The 25,356-nt window shown below is 68.2% G+C and carries 26 protein-coding genes and 2 tRNA genes; 15 read left to right on the forward strand and 13 right to left on the reverse strand.

All coding sequences use genetic code 11. From position 1 onward, the window contains the following. Positions 1 to 16: 16 nt before the first annotated feature. From JYK17_RS27190 to JYK17_RS27200, 3 genes are all read left to right on the forward strand, one after another. A complete protein-coding gene (locus JYK17_RS27190) occupies positions 17 to 790 on the forward strand; it encodes a DUF3566 domain-containing protein (protein ID WP_108010451.1) in 774 nt (257 codons plus the stop codon). A gap of 88 nt (positions 791 to 878) precedes the next feature. After that, positions 879 to 955: transfer RNA gene (locus JYK17_RS27195), tRNA-Ile, on the forward strand. A 72-nt stretch (positions 956 to 1,027) separates the two neighbouring features. Next, complete coding sequence (locus JYK17_RS27200; protein ID WP_222811370.1) at positions 1,028 to 1,819, forward strand: hypothetical protein; 792 nt, start codon at positions 1,028 to 1,030, stop codon at positions 1,817 to 1,819. A gap of 128 nt (positions 1,820 to 1,947) precedes the next feature. Here the strand turns inward: JYK17_RS27200 and JYK17_RS27205 are convergent, their stop codons facing one another. Then, the gene (locus JYK17_RS27205) at positions 1,948 to 2,316 is read right to left on the reverse strand and encodes a DUF6344 domain-containing protein (protein ID WP_108010455.1); all 369 of its coding nucleotides are present in this window, start codon (positions 2,314 to 2,316) and stop codon (positions 1,948 to 1,950) included. 326 nt (positions 2,317 to 2,642) lie between these two features. On the opposite strand from JYK17_RS27205, the gene JYK17_RS27210 reads away from it, so the two are divergent. Beyond that, positions 2,643 to 2,771: a DLW-39 family protein gene (locus tag JYK17_RS27210; protein ID WP_003999697.1), complete on the forward strand. Its 129-nt coding sequence runs from the start codon at positions 2,643 to 2,645 to the stop codon at positions 2,769 to 2,771. Positions 2,772 to 2,965: 194 nt separating this feature from the next. Then, positions 2,966 to 4,339, forward strand: coding sequence for a hypothetical protein (locus JYK17_RS27215; protein ID WP_222811371.1), 1,374 nt, complete (start codon positions 2,966 to 2,968; stop codon positions 4,337 to 4,339). Between the two features lie 21 nt (positions 4,340 to 4,360). On the opposite strand, the gene JYK17_RS27220 is transcribed toward JYK17_RS27215, so the two are convergent. Beyond that, positions 4,361 to 5,947 (reverse strand): serine/threonine protein kinase, encoded by a 1,587-nt coding sequence (locus JYK17_RS27220; protein WP_222811372.1) that lies wholly within the window; start codon positions 5,945 to 5,947, stop codon positions 4,361 to 4,363. Between the two features lie 194 nt (positions 5,948 to 6,141). Then, positions 6,142 to 6,690 carry a helix-turn-helix domain-containing protein gene (locus JYK17_RS27225; RefSeq protein WP_108010461.1) on the reverse strand — a complete coding sequence of 183 codons (549 nt, stop codon included), beginning with the start codon at positions 6,688 to 6,690 and terminating at the stop codon, positions 6,142 to 6,144. A 181-nt stretch (positions 6,691 to 6,871) separates the two neighbouring features. Between JYK17_RS27225 and JYK17_RS27230 the strand changes: the two genes are divergently transcribed. After that, positions 6,872 to 6,944, forward strand: a tRNA-Ala gene (locus JYK17_RS27230). A 92-nt stretch (positions 6,945 to 7,036) separates the two neighbouring features. Here the strand turns inward: JYK17_RS27230 and JYK17_RS27235 are convergent. Next, positions 7,037 to 7,756 carry a ScbR family autoregulator-binding transcription factor gene (locus tag JYK17_RS27235; RefSeq protein ID WP_128802404.1) on the reverse strand — a complete coding sequence of 240 codons (720 nt, stop codon included), beginning with the start codon at positions 7,754 to 7,756 and terminating at the stop codon, positions 7,037 to 7,039. Positions 7,757 to 7,993: 237 nt separating this feature from the next. Here JYK17_RS27235 and JYK17_RS27240 point away from each other — a divergent pair, with 237 nt between their 5' ends. Continuing rightward, on the forward strand, positions 7,994 to 8,965 hold the full coding sequence (locus JYK17_RS27240; RefSeq protein WP_222811373.1) for an NAD-dependent epimerase/dehydratase family protein: 972 nt from the start codon (positions 7,994 to 7,996) through the stop codon (positions 8,963 to 8,965). 139 nt (positions 8,966 to 9,104) lie between these two features. On the opposite strand, the gene JYK17_RS27245 is transcribed toward JYK17_RS27240, so the two are convergent. Further along, positions 9,105 to 9,806, reverse strand: a complete 702-nt coding sequence (locus JYK17_RS27245; RefSeq protein ID WP_108010467.1) for a DUF5324 family protein — start codon at positions 9,804 to 9,806, stop codon at positions 9,105 to 9,107. 376 nt (positions 9,807 to 10,182) lie between these two features. Between JYK17_RS27245 and JYK17_RS27250 the strand changes: the two genes are divergently transcribed. Both JYK17_RS27250 and JYK17_RS27255 read left to right on the forward strand, forming a co-directional pair. Further along, positions 10,183 to 10,716, forward strand: coding sequence for a peptidylprolyl isomerase (locus JYK17_RS27250; RefSeq protein ID WP_222811374.1), 534 nt, complete (start codon positions 10,183 to 10,185; stop codon positions 10,714 to 10,716). Between the two features lie 100 nt (positions 10,717 to 10,816). Further along, complete coding sequence (locus tag JYK17_RS27255) at positions 10,817 to 11,728, forward strand: rhomboid family intramembrane serine protease (protein ID WP_128802407.1); 912 nt, start codon at positions 10,817 to 10,819, stop codon at positions 11,726 to 11,728. 282 nt (positions 11,729 to 12,010) lie between these two features. On the opposite strand, the gene crgA is transcribed toward JYK17_RS27255, so the two are convergent. Then, positions 12,011 to 12,265, reverse strand: a complete 255-nt coding sequence (gene crgA / locus JYK17_RS27260) for a cell division protein CrgA (protein WP_108010473.1) — start codon at positions 12,263 to 12,265, stop codon at positions 12,011 to 12,013. Between the two features lie 141 nt (positions 12,266 to 12,406). On the opposite strand from crgA, the gene JYK17_RS27265 reads away from it, so the two are divergent. The 6 genes from JYK17_RS27265 to JYK17_RS27290 are packed head-to-tail and all read left to right on the forward strand — an operon-like array spanning position 12,407 to position 16,661. Further along, positions 12,407 to 13,186 carry a DUF881 domain-containing protein gene (locus JYK17_RS27265; RefSeq protein WP_108010475.1) on the forward strand — a complete coding sequence of 260 codons (780 nt, stop codon included), beginning with the start codon at positions 12,407 to 12,409 and terminating at the stop codon, positions 13,184 to 13,186. A 25-nt stretch (positions 13,187 to 13,211) separates the two neighbouring features. Next, positions 13,212 to 13,904 (forward strand): class E sortase, encoded by a 693-nt coding sequence (locus JYK17_RS27270; RefSeq protein ID WP_128802408.1) that lies wholly within the window; start codon positions 13,212 to 13,214, stop codon positions 13,902 to 13,904. Positions 13,905 to 13,957: 53 nt separating this feature from the next. After that, positions 13,958 to 14,119, forward strand: a complete 162-nt coding sequence (locus JYK17_RS27275; protein WP_108010479.1) for a hypothetical protein — start codon at positions 13,958 to 13,960, stop codon at positions 14,117 to 14,119. Further along, the gene (locus tag JYK17_RS27280; RefSeq protein WP_108010481.1) at positions 14,116 to 14,754 is read left to right on the forward strand and encodes an aminodeoxychorismate/anthranilate synthase component II; all 639 of its coding nucleotides are present in this window, start codon (positions 14,116 to 14,118) and stop codon (positions 14,752 to 14,754) included. The genes JYK17_RS27275 and JYK17_RS27280 overlap by 4 nt, the downstream gene beginning before the upstream one ends. Beyond that, entirely contained in the window at positions 14,751 to 15,899 is a 1,149-nt protein-coding gene (locus JYK17_RS27285) for a class E sortase (RefSeq protein WP_128802409.1), read from the forward strand. The genes JYK17_RS27280 and JYK17_RS27285 overlap by 4 nt, the downstream gene beginning before the upstream one ends. Before the next feature lie 6 nt (positions 15,900 to 15,905). Further along, positions 15,906 to 16,661, forward strand: a complete 756-nt coding sequence (locus tag JYK17_RS27290) for a class E sortase (RefSeq protein ID WP_181362422.1) — start codon at positions 15,906 to 15,908, stop codon at positions 16,659 to 16,661. A 155-nt stretch (positions 16,662 to 16,816) separates the two neighbouring features. Here the strand turns inward: JYK17_RS27290 and JYK17_RS27295 are convergent, their stop codons facing one another. The 7 genes from JYK17_RS27295 to JYK17_RS27325 form a co-directional block, all read right to left on the reverse strand. After that, positions 16,817 to 17,263 carry a hypothetical protein gene (locus tag JYK17_RS27295; RefSeq protein WP_234548021.1) on the reverse strand — a complete coding sequence of 149 codons (447 nt, stop codon included), beginning with the start codon at positions 17,261 to 17,263 and terminating at the stop codon, positions 16,817 to 16,819. 451 nt (positions 17,264 to 17,714) lie between these two features. After that, positions 17,715 to 19,706 carry a Stk1 family PASTA domain-containing Ser/Thr kinase gene (pknB, locus tag JYK17_RS27300; RefSeq protein WP_222811375.1) on the reverse strand — a complete coding sequence of 664 codons (1,992 nt, stop codon included), beginning with the start codon at positions 19,704 to 19,706 and terminating at the stop codon, positions 17,715 to 17,717. A 169-nt stretch (positions 19,707 to 19,875) separates the two neighbouring features. Next, complete coding sequence (locus JYK17_RS27305) at positions 19,876 to 21,354, reverse strand: peptidoglycan D,D-transpeptidase FtsI family protein (protein ID WP_108010487.1); 1,479 nt, start codon at positions 21,352 to 21,354, stop codon at positions 19,876 to 19,878. Beyond that, positions 21,351 to 22,775: an FtsW/RodA/SpoVE family cell cycle protein gene (locus tag JYK17_RS27310; protein WP_108010489.1), complete on the reverse strand. Its 1,425-nt coding sequence runs from the start codon at positions 22,773 to 22,775 to the stop codon at positions 21,351 to 21,353. The genes JYK17_RS27305 and JYK17_RS27310 overlap by 4 nt, the downstream gene beginning before the upstream one ends. Before the next feature lie 27 nt (positions 22,776 to 22,802). Next, positions 22,803 to 24,374 carry a Stp1/IreP family PP2C-type Ser/Thr phosphatase gene (locus JYK17_RS27315; protein WP_108011086.1) on the reverse strand — a complete coding sequence of 524 codons (1,572 nt, stop codon included), beginning with the start codon at positions 24,372 to 24,374 and terminating at the stop codon, positions 22,803 to 22,805. An 87-nt stretch (positions 24,375 to 24,461) separates the two neighbouring features. Continuing rightward, a complete protein-coding gene (locus JYK17_RS27320) occupies positions 24,462 to 24,980 on the reverse strand; it encodes an FHA domain-containing protein FhaB/FipA (RefSeq protein ID WP_016437088.1) in 519 nt (172 codons plus the stop codon). Between the two features lie 10 nt (positions 24,981 to 24,990). Continuing rightward, positions 24,991 to 25,356: FHA domain-containing protein (locus JYK17_RS27325; protein WP_222811376.1), on the reverse strand; the 366-nt coding region annotated here is incomplete at its 5' end.

A 25,356-nucleotide genomic window follows, 5' to 3' on the forward strand; every position in this document is an offset into this window, starting at 1 on the left:
CGAGGAGTGAGTCAGCGTGAGCGGAGCCACGGGCGCCGGATCGGCCGGTACCTCCAGTACGGAGACGGACGGCGGCGGCCGTGGCTCCGCCGCGCGTGCGGCGGATCCGCACACGACCCAACTGCGCAAGATCGACGCCGGCGGGCAGGACCAGCCCTCGCACGACACTCATGGATCCCAGGGGGGAACTGTGACGGACACCCGAGGCCCGCAGACCCAGCAGCAGGCTGGAGCGGGCCCGGCCGCGCCGGGCGCCCAGCCCCAGCCCGCGCCGCCGCAGCCGGTCTCCCCGCTCCCAGGGGAGCGTCAGCAGCAACAGCCCGCAGGGCCGTACCACCCGCCGCAGGCCTACCAGAACCAGGCCCAGGCCCCGACCGGCGGCGTACGGCGCCCGCGCACCGGCGCGCGCACCACGCCCCGTATCCGCAAGGCACGGCTGCGCGTGGCCAAGGCCGATCCCTGGTCGGTCATGAAGGTGAGCTTCCTGCTCTCCATCGCGCTGGGCATCTGCACGATCGTCGCGTCCGCCGTGCTGTGGATGGTGATGGACGCCATGGGCGTCTTCTCCACGGTCGGCGGCACCATCTCCGAGGCCACCGGCTCCAACGAGTCGAACGGCTTCGACCTGCAGTCCTTCCTCTCGCTCCCGCACGTCCTGATGTTCGCGTCGATCATCGCGGTCATCGACGTCGTCCTCGCGACGGCTCTCGCGACCCTCGGCGCCTTCATCTACAACCTGTCCGCGGGCTTCGTCGGCGGCGTCGAGCTGACGCTCGCCGAGGACGAGTGAGCCCCCCTGACTATCGATTTTGGGACTGCCCTTGTCGTGCGCTAATCTTCAGGGGTCAGCGCGCGGGACACACACCGCAGAGCGCGGCGGGGCTATAGCTCAGTTGGTTAGAGCGCATCCCTGATAAGGATGAGGCCACAGGTTCAAATCCTGTTAGCCCCACCAGCATGTAGACCCCCAACCAGTCATGGTTGGGGGTCTTTGACATCCAGGGGGATGGTGGGGGCTTTGCCAGGGTTGAGGCGTGGCAGACAGGCGTTCTACGCGTTCGGAATCGGCCTGGCCGCCGTGGCGATGACGGCCGGCTGCTCATCGAGCGGGGACGGCTCGGGCGGCGGGCCCAACGGGACCAAGCCCAACGGGACCAAGCCCAACGGGATCGAGCCCAACGGGACCAAGCCCAACGGGATCGAGCCCAACGGGATCGAGGGGCAGTCGGTGGACCGTATCTTCGCCCGCGTGGACAAGGCGTTGGATGCGGCGTCGGTGCACACCGTGCAGGTGTCGGACGGCCACCGGGTCAGTGACGTTCACGCGCTGCATGGCGGCGACGACTGCAGCGGCGTGCTCACCGGTGACCAGGGCTTCGCCTGGCGCTTCACCACCCTCGGCGAACGGACCTGGATCACCCCTCAGCAGCGCAGTGCGAAGCTGGCTGACCGGACAGGCGCCCCGGTGGAGCCGGGGCGCTACCTGCCGGTCGAGGTCGACTCACCGGGTTTCGCCGGAAAGTTGGCACAGCACACCAAGGCAGCCTGCCATCTGCGCTTCTCCGTCCTGAAGCAGCAGCACTTCACGGTCACGAAGGGGTCCGAGGCCCGACTGAAGGGGCGGCCGGTCCTGGCGGTGAAGGCCGAGCAGGGCGGTCTGGAGAGCACCACTTACCTGGCCACCACCGGTGAGCCGGTGCCGCTGCGGGCCGTAGGCCGTGACGGGAAGCATCTCTTCATCACGACATGGGCGGACTACGGCGTCAGTCCGAGGATCGACAAGCCTCCGAAGGCGAAGATCCTGCCGCCTTTGTCCTGAGCCCAACTGTCGATCCGCGTCGATCACGTGCGAAGACCCCCGACCGGATGGGGTCGGGGGTCTTCGTGTGGCGGATCTGGTACGCAATACGCAAGTTCGCCGTTGGGTCGGGGTGCGGGGCGGGGCGCTCAGAGCTGGAGGGGAGTGGCCTGCTTGGGGACTGAGGCGAAGGTGTCCGTCCGTACGTCCAGGTCCACGCTCGTGGGCGCGCACTCGTCCGTGTCCGCCGAGGGCCGCAGTCGGCAGCTGGGGGACTTCCCGTGGGCCTCGGCGCTGATGCGCTGTTTCATCGTGGGGGGCAGGGCTGCGGCGAAGGTCCAGGACCACTGTGGGAGCGTCGGCGTCGTCACGGGCGTCGTGTTCGTGCTGTTGCCGGCCGGCTCGGGCTGAGGTACGGCCGCGGCGGCGGTCGTCGTGATGAGTCCGAGCGCCGTGCACAGCGCGAGGAAGGCGGTGACGATGGTGGTCCACAGCTTCGTGACCTGGTTCCGGGCCATGGCCCCTCACTTTCGGGTCGGGCGATTTGCGTACTTTCCTCATGATGTGTATGGGGGCCGCGAAGTGTTGGACCTGGCGCCGTGGCGCGTCGAAGTTCGGATGAACACCACTCGGATGGGCGCAAACCGCAAGAAAAGATAAGAATCGGGTGGAAAGTAACCGTCCGTGAGGATGTGATCACCGTCAGATCCGAGCGGTGTTGTCCGGTTCTACTGGGGTACGCCGGAGGGGAGTTGGGCGCCCACACAGGTCACCGATCGGTATCGGTCGGTGTGTATAGTCGGGCGCCAGAGGTCCCCTACGTCAAGAAGGACGAGGTCGCGCGGTGAAGAAGCTTCTCCTGGTCGCACTGGCCGCCATCGGCGGACTCCTCGTGTACCGCCAGATCCAGGCGGATCGCGCCGAGCAGGATCTGTGGACGGAGGCGACTGACTCCGTGCCCACGGGTTCTTGAGTATCGACAACGGAATCTGAGCAGACCCCGGCCGTCCTTGCGGTCGGGGTTTTGTGTTGCCCGGATGAGGGGCGGTCGCGCAGGGCAGGATGGGCCACGTTCGGCGGTCCGGACGAGCGACCGGACGAGGGCTCGTACGAGGGCGCCGACGAAGGCGCGGACGAGGGCGCGGACGACGGGAGGGGTGGCGCGTGATGGGGCGGCGTACGGCGTGGTGGCGTACGGGGGCATGGCGGCGCGGTCGTTCCTCTGCCGCACGCGCGCGCGTGGCGGCCGCGGCAGCGGTGCTGTGCGCGCTGACGGTGCCGGCCGCCTGGCCCGCCGTCGCCGACGCGGCGGCCGGGGCTCCGAACGCCGACGACTCCTCCGGTGCCACCGCCTACGCCTTCGCGGAGGGCGCACAGAAGGTCGACGGGGCGAAAGGGACCACGGACGCCCCGGGCCTGGAGGTCGGCAGGACGTACCGCAGCTCTCTCTCCAAGGGCGAGAAGCTCTACTACAGCCTCGACCTGGACGCCGAGTCGAACACGTACGTCTCCGTCACGGCCGTCCCGCGCGCGGGAGCCGCGCTTTCCGTCCAGGACGGCATCAGGGTGTCGCTGCAGAACAAGGACAGCAACTCCTGTTCCTACGAGAGCGCGAGCTTCGGTGCCGCCAACAGCCCGCACCCGGTGACGGCCTGGGGCGCGCGGACCACTTCCCCGGCCAACCCGGTGTGCAAGGGCGCCGGCACCTACTACGTCGTCGTCGAGCGCGTCGGTACGGCGAAGTCCTCGCCCGGCGCCTGGGACCTGGAACTCGCCGCCGTATCCGAGCCGCCGGTGAAGAAGGCCGACTCGACCAGCCCGCCCACGTCATGGAACTCCGCCTCGCCCGCCCCCGTCTCTGGGCCGGCGAAGCGCAGTGAGGGCGGCGCCGGGTTCTCCCGGGCCACCGCCGTGGGACAGGGCGTCTGGCGCACCGACATCTCGCCCGGCCAGACGCTCTTCTACAAGGTCCCCGTCGACTGGGGACGGCAGCTGTCCGCCACCGCCGAACTGGGCAGCGCGAGCGGCGGCGGCCACGGCTACACGGTGGGCGCCCTGGACCTGGCGCTCTACAATCCCGCGCGCGCCGGCGTCGAGGACGCGAGCGTCGGCTACGACGGTCTGCAGAAGTCGGCCTCGCTCGCCCCTGTGCCGCCCGTCGAGTACGCCAATCGCTACGCCGTCACCGACCAGGTGAACGCCATGCGCTTCGCCGGCTCCTACTACCTCGTGGTGCACCTCGCCGAAGGAGTGGCCGACACGTTCGGCAACGGCCCGTTCGGGCTCAAGCTGCGTGTACGGCTCGGCGGCGCGGCGCAGGCGGGCCCCGGCTACTCGGGGCAGTCGGTGCCGCACCACCTCTTCGAGGTCACGGCGGACGACCGTGAAGCTGCGGCGGCGGGCGGGACCGGGACCGGTGACGCCACGATGACGGCGGTGGCCGTGGGCGGTATCGGCGCGGGCACGGTGGTGCTCGCCGTGCTCGGCGTGTGGACGGTCACGGCCCGGCGGAGGACAGGGGCAGGGGCCGCGGCCCGTTGAGCGGCCCGTTGTGCGGCCCGGTCAGATCCGCGTCAGCGCCCAGAACCCCACGGCGTAGCAGGCGAGCGCCAGCAGCAGGAGCGGGATCGCGACCTTGGCGGGCGGGCCGGGACGGCGTGCGGGGCGGGCCCGGTGATTGCGGCGCGTGGTCTCCTGCGAAATCCCCTGCCCCTGCGCGATTCCCTGCCCCTGCGACATTCCCGGCTCCCACGAAATTCCCTGCGCGGAGAGTGGAACCTGCGGGACCTGGGCGGTGTACGAAGCAGTAGAGGCATCGGCGCGCTGGTGGGGCGCCGGGTTCAGGGCCTCGGCGGAGTACTGCGGTGCGTGCGAGGGGGAGGAGGGCAGCACATGCGTGGGGTCGTGGGGGGAGACGTGGCCGTGCTGCTGCTGACGATGATGGTCCTGGTGGGGCTGTGCGTGGGGCTGCGCCGGCGCTTGGGGTGGAGCCGGCGTCCGGGGAGCGGGAGTTCGGACAGAGGAGACGGTCGCCTGCGGGGGCGGCAGTTGGAAGCTCCCGGTGTCCGACATGGAGGGCTGTGGCGTGGGGGTGGACGGTTCCGGGGCGGTGCCCGCGCTCGTGTCCGTGTTCGTGTTCGTTCGGGGATCGCGCGGGGGTGTGCTGCCTGTGGACGCCGCTCCGGCCTCAACGGACTGCGGGGGAGCGGCACTTGTGACGGTCCCGGAGGTGTCCGGCTGCCGTCCGGCCGCCACTCCCGGCGCGGGATTGAGAGGCCCGGTGGGGCCGAACCCCGGTGGCAGCGGCCCGAGTTGGTCGAAGACTTCGATCAGCTCGTCGTCCGGGCCGGGCTCCGGCAGCAACTCCACGGCGGCGGCAAGGGCCTTGCGCGCCCCCGTGGCCGTGCGGAACCGCGTATCCGGGTCCGGCTGCAGCAGCGTCGCCACGACCTCCCACAGCGGCTCCGGGATGCTCTTGGGCGCGCTCGGCGTCCCGTGCGCAGCGAAGTACTGCACCAGCGCCTTGGCGTCCGGCTTGGCACCCTCCAGCAGATACAGCGCGACCAGCCCTACGGCGAACAGATCCGCCGGGAAGTCGGGTTCCGAGCCCATCATCTGCTCGGGTGCGAGATAACCCGGCGTGCCCACCACGAGGTTGGTCTCGGTCAGCCGGGGCTCGCCCAGCCGCATCGCGATGCCGAAGTCGGACAGCCGCAGCCGCGGACGCGCGGTACCGGTGGCCTCCAGCAGCACGTTGGCCGGCTTGATGTCGCGGTGCACGACACCCTCCCCGTGCACCGCGGCCAGCCCCGACAGGAGCTGGTCGAGCAGAGTGCAGACATACGCCGGGGGCAGGGGGCCGTAGTCGCCGATCAGATGCACCAGCGAGCCGCCGGCGACGAGGTCCATAGTGAACAGGACCTTGTCGTCGTCGGCGGCCCAGCTGGCGGGCGCGAGCACATGGGGGTGATCGATCCGCAGCGCTTGCTCGCGGACGAAGCGCATCAGGGAGTGCGCATCACTCTGCTGCAGGACCTTGGCGGCCACATAGCGGCGGCGGCGGTGGTCCCAGGCACGCCAGACGGCGCCGACGCCTCCGCGTCCGATCGGGTCGACCAGTTCGTACCGGCCGGCGAAGACCTCACCCATGGCTGCGCGTCGCTCCTCCCCCTGCGGCTACCCCCTTGCCTGCCCCTCGACGAGCGGTACGACTCCCCCTGCGCCCCCTCGCGTCGTACGTCGACGAGTGTGATGAGTGATACGGGCCCCGGCGTCCCGCTTCTGCGCCTCTCCCCTGCCGTCGGTCCGGTCGCCGAACCCCCTTCGGCGACCGGGCCCCGGGCTCAGTTCTGGTGCGCCTGGTAGTGCGTGACCGCGTCGGAGGTGCGGCCGGCGCCGTACACCCGGAGGAACTCTGCCAGTTCCGGGTGACTCGGCGCGAGACTGTCCGCGGCCTCGATGATGTCTCCCGCGGCGGCGACCGAGCGCAGCAGTGACTGGATCTCGCGGACCACCCGCTTGACCGTGGGCGCACCCGAACTGCTGGTCGTGGTCGTGGTGTTGCTGAGCACCGAGCCCCCCTGCGACTTCTTGATCTCTTCCATGCGCTCGGTGGCCTCCGCCGCGCTCACGCTGCCGTCCGCGACCTGCCCCGCCAGGTCCTGCAGCAGCTGCACCCGCTGAACGACGGCCGGATTGCCGATCTTCGCCCGCTGGCCGCTCATCAGCTGCGACAGCATCGGTGCGGACAGGCCCAGTACCCCCGCCAGACGGGCCTGGTTGAGGCCCAGGTCTTCTATGAGCTTACGGAAGAGCGCCCCCAACGGCTCCCCGTACCAGTTCCGCTGCAGTTCCCGCGCTCTTGCGGTGGCTTCCTGCTGTGCGGCGTCCATTGCGTCTCCCCATCGCTTCCCCAAGTACTGTGGTTCGCTGTAGCGAACCACGCCGAGCATCTTACGAAGCGTGGTCGTACACGGGGAGCCCCAATCTTTTTGCGAGATCCCCGGGGTGACCCGGTAGTCTGGTCTGCGGCGCCCACCGGTAAGCGGTTTTTCCGGGGGATGCTCCCATTACGGGGCCTTAGCTCAGTTGGTAGAGCGCTGTCTTTGCATGGCAGATGTCAGGGGTTCGACTCCCCTAGGCTCCACAACGAAAAGCCCCTCCGGTCTGCGGAAACACAGGCGGGAGGGGCCTTTTGTTCGGTCCAGCGTCACCTACGGCTGTCCTGGACCGGTCGTCTCAGCCGGCGCCGGCCCCGACCTCGTTCCGCGCACCGTTCCGGGTCTCGCTCCGGTTCTCGTCCCGGGTCTCGTCTTGTGCGGCGTCGAGGGAAGCGTTTCGTGCCGTCGCCGCTGCCGGGTCTGTGACGCCCTCCGGGTGCAGCCGGGCGATGGTGGCGGGATGGGCGATGGACGGCAGGATGTGACGCCACATCACGACGACCCGCCCGCGGAGGTCTGCCCGGCGGTTGATGGCCTCGGAGACCAACTGGACGCCCGTGAAGGTGCCGACGACGAACTCCGCGGTCTCCCGCGGGACGACCTGGGGCAGCACCTCACCCTGTTCCTGCCCCTCGGCCAGCAGCCGGGTGGTGAGGTCGAACCAATCGCCCCACGGGTGCGTGCCGTTGAAGAACACACCCTCTATGGACAGCCGCGTACCCGCCCTGGCGATGGGGTCGTGCCGCAGCCCGTACGCGAACTGGTGCGTGATGTCGATGATCGACTGCAGAGGGGAGAGCCCGGGCTCCACGTTCACCAGGCCGGTCTGCTCGTCCATGATCGCCTGGGCGAGCGACTCCTTGGAGGGGAAGTGGAAGTACATCGCGCCCTTGGTGACGTTCGCCCGGCGCAGGATCTCGGACGTGGCCGCGCGTTCATAGCCGTACTCGGCGAAGACACTCGCCGCGGCCTCCACGATCGTGCGCCGCGTCTGCAGCGCGCGAGCCTGCTTGGCCATTTCTTTCTTTCCCTCCGACGCATAGGTTCTGCCGGCAACTCTACCCGACCACCCGGTCTGTTTCCGTAGCGCCATCAGTGCAGTCCCGTACAAGCGGGCGCCTTCTCTGACGGCCCGTCCTCTCGGCTGGTGAGGTGGTCCCTATGGCATCGACCACAGTTCTTGTAAGGAGAAGAGACCGCTTGGTCTGTTTCGGTTGCCTTGCGAGGGGCGCGGCTACCGGAGTTCCATCTGAGCGTGCACCTCACGCGTGGAGACAAACAAAAAGCTGTCCTTGTCGTCGGAGGTACGGGCTTCATCGGCTCGGCCGCGCTGCGTGCGCTGACCGACGACGGCCCACCGCCGACCGGAGCGGTGAAGGCACTGGTGAGACGGATACCGGACGCGTCCGACGCACTGCACGGAGTCGAGTACGTCACGGGCGATCTCACCGACCCGGCCTCCCTGCACGGGGTGTGCGACAAGGTCGGCACCGTGCTCCACTGCGCCTCCTACATCGGCGCCGACGAGGAGCGGAACCGGTCGGTCAACGTCGACGGCACCAGGGCGCTCCTGGCCGAGGCGGAGCGCGCCGGGGTCCGGCGGACCGTCCTCGTCAGTACGACCGCGGTCTACGGCGCCGGACCGCATCATGATCTCACCGAGAACGAACGCGTGCCCCAGCCCACCTCGCCCACCAGCCGCACCCGCCTGCAGGCCGAAGAAGCCGTGCTCGCGGCCGGCGGCACGGTGCTCAGGCCGCCGCTCGTCTATGGCGCCGGGGACATCTGGGTGGTCCCCTCTCTCGCCGAACTCCTGCGCCGTGTACAGGCGTTGCCGGAGGACGGCCGGGCCCGGCTGTCGCTGGTGGCGGTCGACGACCTGGCCCGGCTGCTCGCCACCCTCGCCCGGACGCCGGACCTCCTGCCGCCCGGCACCACACACCACGCCGCCCACCCCTACGCACCCAGCCTGCGCGAGTTCGTCTCCCTGCTCGGCGAGACGCTCGGTCTGCCGGTGCCCACGGAGGGCCTCGCCCTCGACGACTACCTGGCCCGGCTGCGCGAGACGCCCGGAAAGGTCAGCGCACATCAGGCGGGGCTGCTGGCCGAGGACCGCTGGTACCGCTCCACCCTCTGGTCCCGCATCGACTGCTCACCGGGACCCGGCCATCACACCCGGCTGAGCGAGGCCGCCCCCTGGTACCGAAAGCTGCTCACGCCGCAATGAACGCCCGCCGCCGGTGAACCCGCGTGACCCGGCACGACGGTCTCGCTCACACCAACAGCGGTGTTTCACGTGAAACACAGCGATGGGGCGGGAGACCCTCAAGTCTCCCGCCCCACCGGGCAGTTAGGCGCGCAAAATGTCACCGGCCGTCGTCGCGCTGCGCGGCCTCGTCCTCAGCCTGCTTGGCCTGGACCTCAGGGTCCAGTACCGACTGACCGCTGCCGTCCACCGAGGTCAGCCGACCCGACTCGGGAACCTCCGTCGCGGCGGGCGGCTCCACCAGCCAGTCCGGGTTGGCCTGCTTGTCCCACCACTTCCAGGCGGCGAAGGCACCGCCCGCGAGAGCGCCGACCACCAGCAGCATCTTCATGGCACGGCCGGCCCTGGCCCTGCGCTCATGCTTGCGGACCAGCTTCTGGATCTCCTTGGGCGAGATCTGACCGCGCAGCGCGGCCATCGCCGCGACACCGCGCGCGGTGGCCTCGTCCCGGACGGGACCGGCGGCGGCCATCGCCTGCTCCAGCCGCGGGCGGGAGTAGTCGGCGGCCTGCCGGGCGGCCAGCGCGGTACGGACGGCGGCCTCATGGGCGGCCTGGTCGACCTTCGGCGGTACATGGGTACGGGCCTGCTCCAGGCGCGGCGCGACATGGGCGCCGTACTGGACGCGGGCCTGATCGGCGGCCTGGGACACCTTCGGCGCGAGCCGTACGCGTGCCTCGTGTGCGTAGTGCGCGGCCCTGTCCTTGGCCGTGTCGGCGTAGGGCGCCACCACTTCCGCGGCGTGCAGCACGCTGTCCTTCGCCGAACCGGTCGCGGCGCGCACGCTGTCGATGCGGGTCACGGGTTCCTCCTCCTCGGTGGCGTACGGTATTTCGACTTTCCACCCTTTTACGGATCATGCCTTCCAACTGACCCCGGGGCATGTGAGGGCGGGCATCCGGGTCATGCACAGCGACTCCGGACCATCTCCGATCAACAAACTCATCCAGAGCTGACCAAGAGCCGAGCGAGTCCTATAGAGGATGAATACGGGGCAACAGGCGCTTGTCGTCGACAATGCCACGGATCGACGACGAGCGCCCCCGGCCCGGACGGACTCGGCTGCTTTTCTCCAGGCGGTTTCCCCGGATCCGCGTTCCCAGACAGGCCGACAGGGGACGCGTGGTGCGGACCATGGGAGGATCGAGGGGTCACGGAAGGACGACGGAAGGCAGATCGTGGCCGAGCAGCTGTACGCCACCTTGAAGACCAACAACGGCGACATCGAAGTCCGGCTGCTGCCGAACCACGCGCCCAAGACGGTCCGCAACTTCGTCGAACTCGCCCAGGGCGAGCGGGAGTGGATCAACCCCAGCACAGGTGAGCAATCCACGGACAAGCTCTACGACGGCACAGTCTTCCACCGGGTGATCAGCGGATTCATGATCCAGGGCGGCGACCCGCTGGGCAACGGCACCGGCGGCCCCGGCTACCAGTTCGAGGACGAGTTCCACCCCGACCTGTCCTTCAACCGGCCCTACCTGCTGGCCATGGCCAACGCGGGCCCAGGCACCAATGGCTCGCAGTTCTTCATCACCCTCGCCCCCACGACCTGGCTGAACCGCAAGCACACGATCTTCGGCGAGGTCACCGACACCGGCAGCCAGAAGGTCGTCGACGCGATCGCCACCGCCAAGACCAACCCGCGCACCGACCGCCCGGTCACCGACGTCGTCATCGAATCGGTCGTCGTCGAGACCCGCGAGGGCTGAACTCCACGCAGGGCAGGAACCAAACGCCCCGCTCATCCGTAAAGATGGGCGGGGCGGTGCATGGTGTGCACGGCGCACGTACGACGACCTAGGGGAACTCATGGACCAGGCGCCCGGCAGCCCTCAGGGCCCGGAGGACAGGGAGCCTCAGCACGCCCAGAGCCTGCCCGGCTGCTACCGCCACCCCGACCGCGAGACCGGCATCCGCTGCACCCGCTGCGACCGCCCGATCTGCCCCGAGTGCATGGTCAACGCCTCCGTCGGCTTCCAGTGCCCCGACTGCGCCCGCGGCGACTCCGGCACCGGCCACGCACCGGCCGCCTCCCGCCCCCGCACACTCGCCGGCGGCAGCGTCACCGCGGACCCGCGCCTGATGACCAAAGTGCTGATCGGCATCAACCTCGCGGTGTACCTGGTCCAGCTGTCCGTCGGGGACCGCTTCACCAACCGGTTCGAGCTGCTCGGCCAGGCCTATGTGCCCGTGCTCAACGGCGTCGAGGGCATCGCGCAGGGCGACTACTACCGGATGCTGACCGCGATGTTCCTGCACGGCAGCTATATCCACATCCTGTTCAACATGCTCAGCCTGTGGTGGATCGGCGGGCCCCTGGAAGCGGCCCTCGGCCGTGCACGCTATCTGGCCCTCTACTTCGTCTCCGGACTGGCCGGCAGCGCGCTCACCTATCTGATCGCCGCCCCCAACCAGCCCTCGCTCGGCGCCTCCGGCGCGATCTTCGGGCTCTTCGGCGCGACCGCGGTCCTGTTGCGCCGGCTCAGGTACGACATGCGGCCGGTCATCGCGCTGCTGGTGATCAACCTGATCTTCACGTTCGGCTGGAGCAACATCGCCTGGCAGGCCCACATCGGCGGCCTCGTCGCCGGCGTGATCACCGGGTACGCGATGGTGCACGCCCCACGCGAGCACCGGAACCTGGTGCAGTACGGCACCTGTGCGGTCGTTCTGGTGGCCGTCGTGGTCATGACCCTGCTCAGGACCGCTCAGCTCACCTGACGTGCGCGGTTGTCCACAGCGGGTGGCGAATCTTGTGCATAGGGTGCGGGAACAGCTGTGCCCCCTGTAACCGACCGGTGTTTGTGCAGGTCAGGCAGGGGGCGAACAGACTTGCGAAGAGCATTGGGATGGTCGTACCGGCGTCAACGCCCGATGGGTTATCCACAGATCGTCGTTCTTTATCCCCAGGGACTCTGTGGATGTTTCTGCGGGCTGTGGATAACTCAGCGGATAGCCCTGGGCAGAGCTATGTTCACCGGGTCGTAGCCGGTACTTCGGGCGCTACTTCCACTGCGTGGAGACGCCGAATCCGGCGGCGATGAAGCCGAAGCCCACCACGATGTTCCAGTTGTCCAGAGCGTCGATGGGCAGCGAACCGTCACTCACGTAGAAGACGACGATCCAGGCGAGCCCGATGATGAACATGGCCAGCATCACAGGCGCGACCCAGGAGCGGCTCGTCAGCTTGATGCTGGCGGCCTGCTTCGCCGGCGGCGGCGTGTAATCGGCCTTCTTGCGGATACGTGACTTCGGCACGAGGGTCTCTCCTGTCGATGCGCTGCGTGGCCGCGCAGGGAACTGTGGCTGGCTCCGGGGCAGCGTACAAGGGGACTCTTTGGCTCCCCCGGGCGTCCGTTAGCGTAGTGCTTCCGTGGCGCCGAAGGAGATAAGGGTACGTTGAGCAATTCTGCCGACTCCCCCCAGGCCGGATCCAGCCCTGACCGCAAGCGGGGTTTCCGGCCCGTGCGTGTGCTCACGGTGGCCGTCTTCGCCCTCGCGGGGCTCATTTTCTTCACCAGTTTCAATACGGCCAAGGGCACCAATATCCGTACGGACACGTCCTTGCTGAAGCTTTCCGACCTCATCCAGGAACGCAGCCGCAAGAACGGCGAACTGGACGAGTCCAACGGCTCCCTCCGGCACGACGTCGAGTCCTTCGCCGAGCGCGACGACGGCAGCAGCAAGGCGCAGGACGAGAAGCTCGCGGGACTGGAGAAGAGCGCGGGCACGCAGAAGGTGAAGGGCAAGGCGATCACCGTCACGCTCAATGACGCCCCGCCGGACGCCACCGCCAAGCTGCCCGGCTATCCCGACCCGCAGCCCGACTACCTGGTCATCCACCAGCAGGATCTGCAGGCCGTGGTCAACGCCCTGTGGCAGGGCGGGGCCAAGGGGATCAAGGTCATGGACCAGCGGCTGATCTCCACCAGCGCCGTGCGCTGTGTGGGCAACACCCTGATCCTCCAGGGCCGCGTCTACTCACCGCCGTACAAGATCACGGCGATCGGCGACCCGGACAAGCTCAACAAGGCGCTCTCGGCGTCCCCGGCGATCCAGAACTACATGGTGTACGTGAATGTCTACGGCCTCGGCTGGAAAGTCACCGAGGACGGGACGGTGACTCTGCCCGGCTACTCGGGCACAGTGGATCTGCACTACGCCCAGCCCGTGGAGTGAGCCGAACCGTTCTCGGGAGCTGCCGGTGCGTGTCGTTGTCAGGGCCGTCAGCGAGCTCTGCATCACGGTCGGCACGCTGATCGTGCTGTTCGTCGTCTATGTGCTGTTCTGGACCGGTGTCAGGGCGGACGGCGCGATGAACCACCAGATCGACGTCCTGCAGGACCGGTGGGCCAAGCAGACGGCACACCCCACGACCACACCCTCGCCCAGCACCACGGCCGCTCCCGCGCCGCCGGCGCCGTATGCGGCGGGCAAGCCCTTCGCGATCATGTACATCCCGCGGCTTGGTTTCACGTGGAACAAGCCCGTGCTGGAGAACACCGAAGTGAGCACCCTGAAGAAGGGGCTCGGGCACTACGCGAACACCGCCCGGCTCGGCCAGGAGGGCAACTTCGCGGTCGCCGGACACCGCCGTACGTACGGCGATCCGTTCGTGAACTTCCCCAGGCTGCGGCCCGGGGACGCGGTGGTGCTGACCGACGGGACGACCTGGTTCACGTATCGGATCGACAAAGGGCCCTACAAAACCGTGCCCACGGACGTTGAGGTGATTGACCCTGTGCCACGTAAGTCGGGGTATACGCGGGAGGGCCGCTATCTCACGCTGACCACGTGCGATCCGGAGTGGGGCCACAGCCATCGCCTGATCGTGTGGGCGCATCTGGATTCCACACAGCCTGTGGAGGCAGGGAAACCAGCGGCTCTGCGCCGTTAGTCTGGTGCGGGTACGGCGTGAATCCGGTGCCGTGACGGAACGGAAGGGACGGCATGTACGGCTGGATCTGGCGGCATCTGCCGGGCAATGTGTGGGTGAAGGCGCTGATCTCACTCGCGCTGATGCTGCTGGTGGTCTACGTCCTCTTCCAGTACGTCTTCCCGTGGGCCGAACCGCTGCTGCCCTTCAACGATGTGACGGTGGACAACCAGTGAGTGCACGGATTCTCGTCGTCGACAACTACGACAGCTTCGTCTTCAACCTCGTCCAGTACCTGTACCAGCTCGGCGCCGAGTGCGAGGTGGTGCGCAACGACGAGGTGTCGACCGCGCACGCCCAGGACGGCTTCGACGGTGTGCTGCTGTCGCCGGGACCGGGCAAGCCTGAGGAGGCCGGTGTCTGCATCGAGATGGTGCGGCACTGCGCGGCGACCGGGGTGCCGGTCTTCGGCGTGTGCCTGGGCATGCAGTCGATGCAGGTGGCGTACGGCGGTGTGGTGGACCGCGCGCCCGAGCTGCTGCACGGCAAGACCTCGCTGGTCGAGCACGGGGGCAGGGGCGTCTTCGCCGGTCTGCCCTCGCCCTTCACCGCGACCCGCTACCACTCCCTGGCTGCCGAGCCGCTGACGGTTCCGGCCGAGCTGGAGGTCACCGCGCGCACGCACGACGGGATCGTCATGGGGCTCAGGCACCGTGAACTCCCGGTCGAGGGCGTGCAGTTCCACCCCGAGTCGGTACTGACCGAGCACGGGCATCTGATGCTGGCCAACTGGCTGGTGGAGTGCGGCGACCAGGGTGCGGTGGCGAGGTCGGCCGGGCTCGCCCCGGTGGTGGGCAGGGCCACGGCGTGACCGCGCTGCGCCCCGAGCGCGAGTCCGGCACCTCGTACGGGCAGGAGCCGTACGGGGCGTCCGGTGCGTTCGAGGAGTGGTCGGTGGGACGGCAGGCGTATCAGCCGCCGGCTCAGGAGGCGTCGTACCAACCGCCGGTCGAAGAGACGTCGTATCAATCGGGGACCGGTCAGACGGCGTATCAGTCGGGGACCGGTCAGACGGCGTATCAGCAGCCCACCGATGACGAGACCGTGGCGCTGCGGATCCCGGAGCCGCCGGGCGGTTCCATATCGTCCTCTGCCGCCTCAGCGACCACATCCGCCACAGGAACCACCACGGGCGGCCGTGCGGCCCGCAGAAAGGCCGCCAAGCGCCGTCATGGGCGTCATGGCGGCGCTGCTGCCGCGGCCACGGCCGGTGAGGCGTCCGAGGCGGGTGGGCAGTCGCCGCTCTCGCGGGTCGAGGCGCGACGGCAGGCACGGGCCCGCAAGCCGAGTCCGGGTGTCCTCGCGAGCCGGGCGATCGGGGAGCTGTTCATCACCACCGGCGTGCTGATGCTGCTGTTCGTCAGCTATCAGCTGTGGTGGACGAACGTGCGCGCCCACGCCGCGGCGGACAAGGAGGCCAGCAGCCTGCAGAACGACTGGGCGAGCGGCAAGCGCGCGCCGGGCAACTTCGCGCCGGGGCAGGGTTTCGCGATCCTCCACATCCCCAAACTGGACGTGGTCGTGCCGATCGCCGAGGGCGTCAGCAACAAGAAGGTGCTGGACAAGGGCATGGTCGGTCACTACAGCGAGGGCAGGCTGAAGACGGCGATGCCGTCCGCCAAGACCGGCAACTTCGCGCTGGCGGGCCACCGCAACACGCACGGCGAGCCGTTCCGGTACATCAACAGGCTGAAGAAGGGCGACGACGTCGTCGTCGAGACGCAGGACGAGTACTACGTCTACAAGATGACGTCGACGCTGCCGGTGACGTCGCCGAGCAACACGAGTGTGATCGGGCCCGTGCCGCCGCAGTCGGGTTTCACCGGGCCGGGGCGGTACATCACGCTGACGACCTGTACTCCCGAGTTCACCAGTAAGTACCGGCTGATCGTCTGGGGCAAGATGGTCGAGGAACGGCCGCGCAGCAAGGGCAAGCCGGATGCGCTCGTCGAGTAGGGGCGGATGAACGTGGCAGCGACCACCGACGGCACTCAAGAGGGAACCGACGCGCCGGCGGCGCCACCGGCACGCCGCCGGAGGCCCGGCCCGGTCGCGGCGGCGGTGAGTTTCCTCGGCGAACTCCTCATCACGGCGGGCCTGATCCTGGGGCTGTTCGTCGTCTACTCCCTGTGGTGGACGAACGTCGTCGCCGACCGCAAGGCGGACAAGGAAGCGGACCGGGTGCGCGACAACTGGAGCCACCAGGAGGACACCGGGCCCGGCGCGCTCAACACCAGGAACGGCATCGGCTTCCTGCATGTGCCCGCCATGAAGAACGGCGAGGTCCTGGTCGAGAAGGGCACCTCGACGAACGTCCTCAACAACGGCGTCGCCGGCTATTACACGGACCCCGTGAAGGCCGCCCTCCCGATGACCGGCAAGAAGGGCAACTTCACCCTCGCCGCCCACCGCGACGGCCACGGCGCGAAGTTCCACAACATCGACAAGCTCCGCAAGGGCGACCCGATCGTCTTCGAGACGAAGGACAAGTGGTACGTCTACAAGGTCTACGACATCCTCGACGAAACCTCGAAGTACAACGTCAAGGTCCTCTCGCAGATCCCGAAGGAGTCCGGGAAGACCAAGGCCGGCCACTACATCACCCTGACGACGTGCACCCCGGTCTACACGAGCCGGTATCGGTACGTGGTGTGGGGCGAGTTGGTCCGCGTCGACAAGGTGGACAACAAGCGGACGCCACCGAAGGAACTGCGCTGACAGAACTGCGCTGCCCCAATGAGCCAGGCCCGAAGCCGCAACTACCCTTTGCGGCTTCGGGCCCTTATGTGTCATGCGGGTACCTACTCCAGGATCTTCAGCGGTTCCCCGGCACCCCACTCCCGGGGTGAAGGGGCACGTTGCCACGAACAGCGCTACTTCCGAGCTGTACAGAACCTTCGCCGAGCCGATGAATTTCTGGATGTCCGGGCTGCTGATGGTCTGGTAGGGAGCCCACCTCTTGCTCTGGACGACCAGGCGTCGCGGATCAGCAATTTCGCGACGTGGCGCTCGAACGTGTGGCCGTTCATGGCGTCCATGGCGGCCATGACTCCGATGGCGGGCCGGTCGTCCCGTACTCCTTCGAGCCGCTTCAACCGGGCGTGGTGCTGGTGGAGACGACGTTCGATGCGCTGGACTCCGGTCCGGAGCGCGATCAGTTCCCTGCGGTGTTCGCCCGAGGTTTCGATCAAAGCGTTGAACATCGGTACGACCGTCTTGCCGAGGATGTGGGTGATGCGTTGGTCGATGCGGTCGTCCAGGGATACGGCCTCCCCGTAGGGGGAGTTATCCACAGGTTGGCTACGCGCCAGGTACTCCATGTCCAGGAGGTACACGCGGACCTGACGTGCGACTTCGCTGTCTCGGAGCAGCATGGCGACGTTGAGGACGGCTCGGCGGGAAAACAGGGCCAGCGCCTTGGAGCGCGACTGGATCCCACTGGCCCTCTTAAAGAGGGCCAGTCGCGTACCGGTCAGAACCTGGTAGCTGCTCGCTGCCAGCTCTGGGGCAGAGCTTTCTGTGGCCCACCCCTCCCGATCAACGAGTCATCAGATGTGAAGAAACGATCGATGGAGGAGCCAGAAGTACAGGTAGAGAGTCGAGAAGGGCGCCTCGATGAACGCCCTCAACAACGGCGTCGCCGGCTACTACACGGACGCCACCGAAGGAACTGCGCTGACAGAGCCAGCCGGGCAGGTTGCGTTCGACGTCGAGAGCCCCGGTCCCCCTGTGAACAGGGAGCCGGGGCTCTCGGTTTGGCTGACGGAGGACCTAGCCGCCGGTACCGCCGAAGAAGTTGGTGCCGCCGTTGTTCCCGCCGTTGTTGCCGCCGCCTCCGGCGGTGACCAGGTTCACCGCGGTGCCCTGGTTGACCGTGCTGCCCGGGGCCGGGTCCGAGTTGATGACGATGGCGTTGTCGTCCTGCGAGCCCTGGATGTTGCCCACCTGCAGACCAGCCTGCCGTAGCGCGTTTTGCGCGTCCTTGAGCTTCTGGCCCTGGATGGGCGGAACCTGAACCTGCTGGTTCTGCTGGGCCTTGCCGATCTGGATGTTCACCGCGGAGTTCTTCTTGACCTGGGTGCCCGCCTGCGGGTCGGTGCTGACGACCTTGCCCACGAGGTTCGGGTCCTGGGTGTCGACCTCCGTGCAGTTGCCGGTCAGGTTGTTGGCCGTCATCTGCGCCTTGGCATCGTCACAGGTCTTGCCGGAGACGTCGGGGACGACAGACTTCTCGGCGGCCTTGGCGATGGTCAGGGTGATCGTGGAGCCCTTCTGGACTTCATCACCGAGGTTGGGGTCCTGGTCCAGAACCGTGTTCGGCTCCTCCGCGGACTCCTGCGTCTTCGTCTTGACGACGAACTTGTACTTGTCGGCTTCGAGGATCTGCTTGGCCTCGTCGAGCTTCTTGCCCAGGACGGTCGGCACAGCCACCTTCGGCGCCCCGGTCGACACCACGAAGTCGACCGCGGTGCCCTTCTTCACTTCGGAGTTCTTGCCGGGGTCCTGCGAGCAGACGTTGCCCTTGGTCTGGTCCTCGCAGGGCTGTTTCTTGACCGCGCCGACCTTGAGGTCGCTGTTGTTCAGCAGTTGCCTGGCGTCCGCCTCGGACTGGCTGACCAGGTTGGGCACGGCGACCTTGTCGTTGCCGACGCCCCCGCTCCCGCCGAACGCCCACTTCCCGATCAGGATCGCGCCCACCAGCACCAGGATGCCCGCCACGACCAGGAGGATCGTGGAGGTGTTGGACTTCTTCTGGCGGCGGCGGTCGGGGCGGTCGTCGTAGCCGTAGCCGCCGTCGTCCGGGTTCATCGGCGGCAGCATCGACGTGGCGCCGCCGTCTGCGGAGCGCAGGGCGGTCGTCGGCTGGTCGTCGGGGTAGCCGCCGTAGCCGACCGCGCCCATGGCCGCTGTGGCCGCGACCGGCTGGCCGTCGAGGCAGGCCTCGATGTCGGCGCGCATCTCGTCGGCGGACTGGTAGCGGTAGTTGGGGTCCTTGACCAGAGCCTTCAGGACGATCGCGTCCATCTCGGGCGTGATCTCGGGGTCGAAGACCGACGGGGCCTGTGCTTCTTCACGTACGTGCTGATATGCCACCGCTACGGGGGAGTCCCCGACGAACGGGGGCCGTACGGTGAGCAGTTCGTAGAGCAGGCAGCCCGTGGAGTACAGGTCGGAGCGGGCGTCGACCTGCTCGCCCTTGGCCTGCTCGGGCGAGAGGTACTGCGCGGTGCCGATGACGGCGGCGGTCTGGGTCATCGTCATGCCGGAGTCGCCCATGGCGCGGGCGATGCCGAAGTCCATGACCTTGACCTGGCCGTTGCGCGTGAGCATGACGTTGGCCGGCTTGATGTCGCGGTGGACGATGCCGCTGCGGTGGGCGTACTCCAGGCCCTGGAGGATGCCGACGGTCATCTCCATGGCCCGCTCGGGCAGCAGCTTGCGGCCGGAGTGCAGGAGCTCGCGGAGCGTGGAGCCGTCCACGTACTCCATCACGATGTACGGGATCGAGACCCCGTCGATGTAGTCCTCGCCCGTGTCGTAGACCGCGACGATCGCGGGATGGTTGAGCGAGGCGGCCGACTGGGCCTCCCGGCGGAACCGGGCCTGGAATGACGGGTCGCGCGCGAGATCAGCCCGCAGCGTCTTCACCGCCACCTGACGCCCCAGCCGGGTGTCATGCGCGAGGTAGACCTCCGCCATGCCACCACGACCGAGCACCTGGCCCAGTTCGTACCGGCCGCCGAGGCGACGCGGCTCTTCCATAGCTACCTACCAGCCCTCTCCGTCGGTCCCGGCCGTCACTCGTGTGCGGCCGGAGGCTGCCGTCCGGGCCTACCGTACCCGGATCGCTTTGTGTGACCTGGCCAAGCCCGTGACCCGATACAGGACCGGTATCGCAACGTGCACCGATGTGAAGGGGACGTGAGCGGGGTCACTTCTTGGAGTGGATGACCGCCTCCATCACGCTCTTGGCGATGGGCGCGGCGAGACCGCCGCCGGAGATGTCGTCACGGTTGGCGTTGTCGTCCTCGATGACCGTGGCCACGGCCACCGGGGAGCTGCCGTCGGGCATCTTGGCGTAGGAGATGAACCAGGCGTACGGGTTCTTGCTGTTGGCGACGCCGTGCTGCGCGGTACCGGTCTTGCCGCCTACGGTGACGCCGGGGATCTTGGCGTTGGTGCCCGTGCCCTTCTCGACCACCGTCTCCATCATGGACTGGAGGATCTGGGCGTTCTTCGAGGACAGGGGCTGGCTGAGCTCCTGGGGGTCCGTCTGCTGGAGCGTGTCCAGGTTCGGCGCCTGCAGTTTGTCGACCATGTACGGCTTCATAAGCTTGCCGTCATTGGCGACTGCGGAAGCGACCATGGCCATCTGCAGCGGGGTGGCGGCGGTGTCGAACTGACCGATCGAGCTCAGCGCGGTCTGCGGCCGGTCCATCGTCTTGGGGAAGACGGCGGCGTTGGAGCGCACCGGCGTGAACTGCTCGGCATTGAAGCCGAATTTCTCGGCCTCCTTGACCATCTTGTCCTTGCCCAGGTCGGCACCGATCTTGCCGAAGACCGTGTTGCAGGAGTACTGCAGGGCGGTCCGCATGTCGGCGTTCTTGCAGGGGATGTTCCCCTCGTTCTTCAGCTCGGTGTGTGTGTCCGGCAGGGTGTAGGGCAGCGGCGAGTCGGTCTTTTGGTCGGCGGACGTGTAGAGGCCGTTCTCCAGGGCCGCGGCCGCGGTGACCACCTTGAAGGTGGAGCCGGGCGGATAGGTCTCGCGCAGCGCCCGGTTCAGCAGGGGGTCGTCCGCATTGTTCTTCTTCTGCAGCTTCGTCCACGCCTTGGTGTCCGTGGTCGTGGAGTTGCCGGCGAACGAGGACGGGTCGTACGAAGGGTAGGAGGCGAGCGCGAGGATCGCTCCCGTCTGCGGGTCGAGTGCGACGACCGCGCCCTTGCCGCCCTGGGTCTTCAGACCGTCGTACGCGGCCTTCTGCGCGGCGGCGTTGAGCGTGGTGACGACGTTGCCGCCCTGCTTCTCCTTGCCCGTGATCATGTCGAGGGTGTTGCGGAAGAAGAGCCGGTCGTCGTTGCCGGTGAGTATGCCGTCGTCGATGGACTCGAGCTGGGTGGCGCCGAAGGCCTGCGAGGCATAACCGGTGACCGGCGCCCACATCGGGCCGTCCTTGTACGTGCGCTTGTACTTGAAGTCGCTGCCCGAGGTCTGCGTGGACCCAGTGATCGACTTGCCGTCGACGATGATGTCGCCGCGCGGCTGGGCGTAGCGCTCGATGGAGACACGGCGGTTGTGCGTGTTGTTCTGCAGGGAGTCGGCCTGGACGTACTGGATCCAGTTGTCCCGGACGAGCAGAGCAAGGATCAGCAGACCACAGAAGATCGAGATCCGGCGCAGGGGCTTGTTCACGGGCGAACCACCTGGGTCATCTCGGCGTCGGGGTTGGCAATGGGGGCCGGGGCCGGTCGGCGTGCCGTGTCGCTGATGCGCATCAGGATGCCGATGAGGGCCCAGTTGGCGATGACGGAGGAACCGCCGTACGCCACGAACGGCATCGTCATGCCGGACAGCGGGATGAGGCCCATCACGCCGCCGCCGACGACGAACACCTGGATGGCGAATGCGCTGGAGAGGCCGACCGCGAGGAGCTTTCCGAAGGGGTCGCGTGCGGCGAGTGCGGTGCGCACGCCTCGCTCCACGATCAGGCCGTACAGCAGCAGGACCGCCATCACGCCGGCCAGGCCCAGTTCCTCGCCGAACGTGGCGAAGACGAAGTCGGAGTTGGCGGCGAAGCCGATGAGGTCGGAATTGCCCTGGCCGAGGCCAGTGCCGAGAACGCCGCCTGAGCCGAAGGACATCAGCGACTGGGCGACCTGGTCGCTCTGTGCCATGACCTTGTCGGAGAAGGGGTGCAGCCATGCCTGGACGCGCTGCTGGACGTGCGGCTCGAACGAGGCGACGCCGACCGCGCCGGCCGATGACATCAGCAGACCGAAGACGATCCAGCTGGTGCGCTCGGTGGCGACGTACAGGACGACGACGAACATGCCGAAGAACAGCAGTGACGTACCGAGGTCGGTTTCGAAGATCAGGATGAGCAGGCTCATCGCCCACACGGTGATGATCGGGCCCAGGTCGCGGCCGCGCGGCAGGTACAGGCCGATGAAACGGCGGCTGGCCAGGGCCAGCGCGTCCCGCTTCACCATCAGGTAGCCGGAGAAGAAGATAGCGATGATGATCTTCGCGAACTCACCGGGCTGGATGGTGAAGCTGCCGATGCTGATCCAGATCTTGGCGCCGTTGACCGCGGGGAAGAACACCGGTGCGACGAGCAGGATGAGCGCGACGACCATGGAGATGTACGTATAGCGCTGCAGGAGCCGGTGGTCCTTCAGGAACACGATGATCACCGCGAAGAACGCGATGCCGAGCGCTGAGTAGAGCAGCTGTTTCGGCGCGTCCGGGCTGAAGGCACCGAACAGGTACTTGGCGCGTTGCTGGAGTCTCGGCGACTGGTCCAGCCGCCAGATGACCACCAGCCCGAGCCCGTTCAGCAGCGTCGCGAGCGGCAGCAGCAGTGGATCGGCATACGGTGCGAACTTCCTTACGACCAGGTGGCCGACGCCGGCCAGCAGGCCGAGGCCCAGGCCGTAGCCGAGCAGACCGCTCGGCACCGAGCCATTGATCGCCAGCCCCACATTGGCATAGGCGAACACCGGGATGACCACCGCGAACACCAGGAGCGCGAGCTCCGTGTTGCGGCGGCTCGGGGCGCCGATCGCGCCGATCGTGGACGTATGGTGCGTCGGTGTGTTGGTAGTACTGCTCATCGTGTGACAGGGCCTCTCACGGCTTGCCTACTGCTTACCGCACAGCGAGACGACCTTCTGCTCATCCTCCGAGAGGCTGGGGCCGGGGCTGGGGGTGGGAGCGGTCGCTGACTTGGACGGGGTCGGTGAGGTCGAGGGGCTCGGTGATGCCTTGGACGTGAGGGAGGTCTTGGTGGTTCCCGTGGTCCCCGTGGTGCCGCCTGCCTCGCCCGCACCGGTCTTCGAGTTGTTCTCGCTCTCGGCCGCCTGACGCTCGGACTCCTTCTTGCACGCGGAGGCCTGCACGCCGAGCTCGTCGATCTTCGACTGGGCGTCGGTCAGACCGCCCTCGGCGATCGTGTTCTTGACCTGCTTCTGCTGGTACGGCGGCAGGTACTTGAGTTCGATCTCGGGGTGGTCCTTCTCGACCTTCGACAGCGACACCCAGGCGAGGTCCTGGCTGATGCCGCGGTACAGCGCGACGTGCTCGTCCTTGGTACCGACGTAGTACTGCGTCTGCGTCCAGCGCCAGCCGCCGTACAGACCACCGCCGACGACGGCCAGCGCGAGCACGGTGTAGAAGGATCTCTTCGCCCACTTGCGTCCCTTGCGGGGTTTGACGAAGTCGTCGTCGGTGTAGTCACCGAAGCTGCCCGCGGGCACGTAGCCGGTGGTGTCGCCGGAGCCGGGCGGGCCGAACTCGCCGCCCCCGCCCTGTCCGGGCACCTGGCGGCCGAGGCCGGAGGCGCGGCCGGCGGGCGTCTGCATGATGCCGTTGTCGTGCTGCTGATGCTGGTGCTGGTTCTCGGCCACCGCGCCGACCACGACCGGGGTGTCGGAGAGCTGCCCGGCGAGGGTGTCCGAGGTGTCCAGGTCCAGGACGTCGGCGATGATGACCGTGATGTTGTCGGGGCCGCCGCCGCGCAGCGCGAGCTGGATCAGCTCCTGCACGGTCTCCTGCGGGCCCTGGTAGCTGGCGAGGGTGTCCTCGAGGGTCTGGTGGGAGACCACGCCGGACAGGCCGTCGGAGCAGATGAGATAGCGGTCGCCGGCCCGGACCTCACGGATCGACAGATCGGGTTCGACATGCTCACCGCTGCCCAACGCCCGCATCAGCAGGGAGCGTTGGGGGTGGGTGGTGGCCTCTTCCTCGGTGATGCGGCCCTCGTCGACCAGCCGCTGCACCCAGGTGTGGTCCTGCGTGATCTGGGTGAGGACGCCGTCGCGCAGCAGGTACGCGCGCGAGTCGCCGACGTGTACGAGGCCGAGGCGCTGGCCGGTCCACAGCAGGGCGGTGAGCGTGGTGCCCATGCCCTCCAGCTGCGGGTCCTCCTCGACCATCGAGCGCAGCTGGTCGTTGGCGCGCTGCACGGCGGTGCCGAGTGAGGTGAGGATGTCGGAGCCCGGCACGTCGTCGTCGAGCGCGACGATGGTGGAGATGGCCTCGGAGGAGGCGACCTCGCCCGCGGCGGCGCCGCCCATGCCGTCGGCGATCGCGAGCAGGCGCGGCCCGGCGTATCCGGAGTCCTCGTTGCCCTCCCGGATCATGCCTTTGTGCGATCCGGCGGCGAAGCGCAGTGACAGACTCATGCGCACCTCGCCCGTCGGCTCCGGGTACATCCGCACGGTGCCCACCCTCCGGTCGGGAGCGCGCCGGAACCCGTGGGGGCTGCCGCTGCGTGCTCGCTCCGCTCGCTCATTGTCGTACTACTTCCGCAGCTCGATGACTGTCTTGCCGATGCGGATCGGCGCGCCCAGCGGAATCGGCGTGGCGGTCGTCAGCCGGCTCCGGTCGAGGTACGTCCCGTTGGTCGAGCCCAGGTCCTCGACGATCCAGTTGCCGTCGCGGTCCGGGTAGATCCTGGCATGGCGGCTGGAGGCGTAGTCGTCGTCCAGCACGATCGTGCTGTCGTGGGCCCGGCCCAGCGTGATGGTCTGGCCCTGCAGCGCGACGGTCGTGCCGGTGAGGGTGCCCTCGGACACGACCAGCTTGGTGGGTGCGTTGCGGCGCTGGCGTCCGCCGCCGGCCTGCTGGCGCTGCTGCGGAGGCGCGGCCTGCTGCCGTGCCGCCTGCTGCTGAGGCCGTCCGCTCTCGCGCCTGGACCCGCGCTGAGTGACACGCGTGCCGAACAGGTCGCTGCGGATGACCTGCACGGCCACGATCACGAACAGCCACAGTACGGCCAGGAAACCCAGCCGCATGACCGTGAGGGTCAGCTCTGACATTGCCCCCGCTTCACCCTTCGGCTTGCCGGTAAATGATGGTGGTGCTGCCCACGACGATCCGCGAGCCGTCGCGGAGCGTAGCGCGGGTGGTGTGCTGCCCGTCCACCACGATGCCGTTGGTGGACCCGAGATCCTGGATCGTCGAGGGCGTTCCGGTCCGGATCTCACAGTGCCGGCGCGAGACGCCGGGGTCGTCGATCCGCACGTCGGCTTCGGTGCTGCGGCCCAGCACCAGAGTCGCGCGGGAGATCTGGTGGCGGGTGCCGTTGATCTCGACCCAGTGACGGGTACGGCCGCCCGCCGCCGGGGCGGCAGGGGGTCGCGGGCCGCCGGCGGGCTGCGGGTAGCCGTAGCCTCCGGGGCGCGCGCCGGGCGG

It is taken from the genome of Streptomyces plumbidurans (assembly GCF_019857225.1).
In the GTDB taxonomy this organism is placed as follows: domain Bacteria; phylum Actinomycetota; class Actinomycetes; order Streptomycetales; family Streptomycetaceae; genus Streptomyces; species Streptomyces plumbidurans.